At 61.3% G+C, this 3,193-nt stretch carries 1 protein-coding gene; it reads right to left on the minus strand.

The window, feature by feature from the left end:
- On the minus strand, positions 1 to 3,193 hold a 3,193-nt coding region (locus ABT116_RS41315), incomplete at both ends, for a non-ribosomal peptide synthetase (protein ID WP_351645388.1).

Raw genomic sequence — 3,193 nt, forward strand, 5'->3', positions numbered from 1 at the left:
CGCGTTTTCCCGTGGAGCTGCGGTCAATTGCAAATCGAACTTCGCGATGTCGACGCCCGCGTCGAATCCGGAGACACGCAGTCCGGGCAATTCCAGTGCGTCGTCGGCCATGTTCTGGAAGAACAGCGCAACTTGGAACAACGGGTGGTGCGCTTGGGATCGTGCCGGGTCGAGCACTTCGACAAGCCGCTCGAATGGCACATCGGCGTTGGCAAAAGCTCCCAGATCGATGTCACGCACATGGTCGAACAAATCGGAGAAGCTTGCTCCTGGGTTCACGGCCGTGCGTAACACCAGGGTGTTGACGAACATGCCGATCAGATCGTCGAGCTGCGCTTCACCGCGACCGGCGACCGGGGTGCCAACTGCGATGTCGGTGGTGCCGGACAACCGGGCAAGAAGTGTTGCCAACGCCGAGTGCATCACCATGAACAGCGATGCCTGGTGCTCGCGACCCACAGCGGCCAGTCCGCGGTGAACATCCGCGGAAATCGGGAAGCTGTAGGTGGCTCCCCGGCCGGTGAACACGGCTGGACGCGCGCGGTCACTGGGCAAGGTGATCTGGTCCGGAACTCCGTCGAGAGCTTTGGCCCAGTAGCCGATCTGCTCTGCGAGTACGGATTCCGTGTCACCCTCGGAACCGAGAACCTCGCGCTGCCACAACGCGTAGTCGGCATACTGCACCGACAACGGCGCCCAGGTCGGGGCATGACCCTGTGAGCGGGCGTAGTACGCGGTCATCACGTCGCGGATCAACGGACCCATCGAGAAACCGTCGGTGGCGATGTGGTGAATCACTATCGCCAGTACAAACGAGTCCTCCGCGAGCTGGAAGAGCTTGGCCCGCAATGGAACCTCAACGGTGACGTCGAAGCCTGACGTGACGAAGTCCGTCACCGCCGCCACGATGTCGGATGCTTCGATTTGCACGGGAGCCAGATTCACCGGAACTGCCGCCACCGGCAAGATCCGCTGGTAGCCGACGCCGTCGACCTCGGGGTAGACCGTGCGCAGAACCTCGTGACGCTTCAACACGTCCACGACAGCGTCGTACAACGCCGCCTGATCCAACTCGCCAGTGAGAGTGATCGCCATCGGAATGTTGTTAGCTGCCGATTCGCGGTCCAATTGGTTGAGGAACCACATGCGCTGCTGCGCAAACGACAACGGCACCTGCGCCGGACGCACCTGCGCAGTCAACGCCGCACGCGAACCACCACCGACATGAGAACCGAGTCGGGCAGCAAGCCCTTCGACGGTCGACGCCTCGAACAACTCCCGCACCGACACCGAAGCATCCAACGCCTGACCCAACCGAGACGTCACCTGCGTCGCAATCAGCGAATTACCACCGAGCGCGAAGAAATCATCATCCAAACCAACACGCTCGACGCCCAGAACATCCGCAAACGTCTGCGCCACAACCTCTTCCACCACCGACGTCGGAGCACGGAACACCGCAACCTGCAACGACGGAACCGGCAACGCCCGACGATCCAACTTCCCGTTCACCGTCAACGGAATCGCATCCAACACCACAAACGCCGACGGCACCATGTACTCCGGCAACAACGAACCCACACCGGTGCGGACATCGTCAACCGACACGCTCACACCCGCAGCCGGAACCACATACGCCACCAACCGCTGATCACCCGGAGAATCCTCACGAACAACCACCGCCGTCTGCGCCACCGACACATCCGCCAACACCGCAGACTCGATCTCACCGATCTCGATCCGGAAACCACGGATCTTCACCTGATCATCCGCGCGACCCAGATACTCCAAATCACCAGCACTGTTCCACGACGCGACGTCACCCGTGCGGTACAACACCTCGCCGGCATTGAACGGATTCGCCACAAACCGCGTCGACGTCAACCCCGCCTGACCCAGATAACCCCGAGCCAACTGCACACCAGCGACATACATCTCACCCGCGACACCGACCGGCACCGGAGCCAAACGCGTATCCAACACGAACACCCGCAGACCCGAAATAGCCTGACCCACAACACTCGCCGACGCATCCGCCGCCATCGCAGCATCCAACACACGATGGCTCACATGCACCGTCGTCTCCGTGATGCCGTACATGTTCACCAACGTCGGCGCGGAATCACCGCGGCGGCCGTACCAATCCGACAAGCGACGCAGCTCGAGCGCCTCGCCGCCGAAAACAACCCACCGCAACGACAACTCAGCGGCCCGACCGGATTCCGACGCCAACCGATCAGCCTCGGCCAACTGATAGAACGCCGACGGCGTCTGATTGAGCACCGTCACCCGCTCAGCAGCAAGCAACTCCAAGAACTGCTCCGGCGACCGCGACGTCACATAATCCACAACCACCAACGTGCCGCCGTACAACAGCGGACCCCACAACTCCCACACCGAGAAGTCGAACGCATAACTGTGGAACATCGTCCACACATCGGATTCGTCGAACCCGTACACACCCTCGGTATTCGCAAACAACTTCGCCACCGTCGTGTGCGGAACCTGCACACCCTTCGGGCGACCCGTCGAACCCGACGTGTAAATCACATACGCAACATTCGAAGACCGCAACGGCGCAACACGATCCGCATCCGTCACCACCGAACCATCGAACTCCGACACATCCACCGCGTCGACATCAACCACCGGCAAACCAACAGGCAACACCAACTCACGCCCGGACCACGAAATCGCAGCCACCGGAGCAGCATCGGCCAACATGAACTCGACACGATCAGCCGGATACGACGGATCCACCGGCAAATACCCCGCACCGGACTTCACCACCGCCAACAACGCCACCACAAGATCCGCCGACCGCGGCAACGCCACCGCCACCAACGACTCCGGACCACAACCCTGAGCAATCAACCTGCGCGCCAAACGATTCGCCCGCACCGACAACTCACCATACGACAACGACTCGTCACCGAACCGCACCGCAACCCGATCACCAAACCGCGCAGCAGCATCATCGAACCACGCCGACAACGTCGAATCCACACCACCATCGATCTGGCCAGCGCTGAAGCGGGACAGCAGGTTTCGTTCACCATCGACCAAGATGTCAACGTCACCCACCGCTACGGTGGGATCAGCAGTCACCGCACGGAAGGTCCGTACCAGCCGATCACCGAATTCCAGAACGGTCGATTCGTCGAACAGATCCGTCGCATACGTCAAGGCGGCT

The organism is Streptomyces sp. NPDC002130, from assembly GCF_040296465.1.
Lineage (GTDB): Bacteria > Actinomycetota > Actinomycetes > Streptomycetales > Streptomycetaceae > Streptomyces.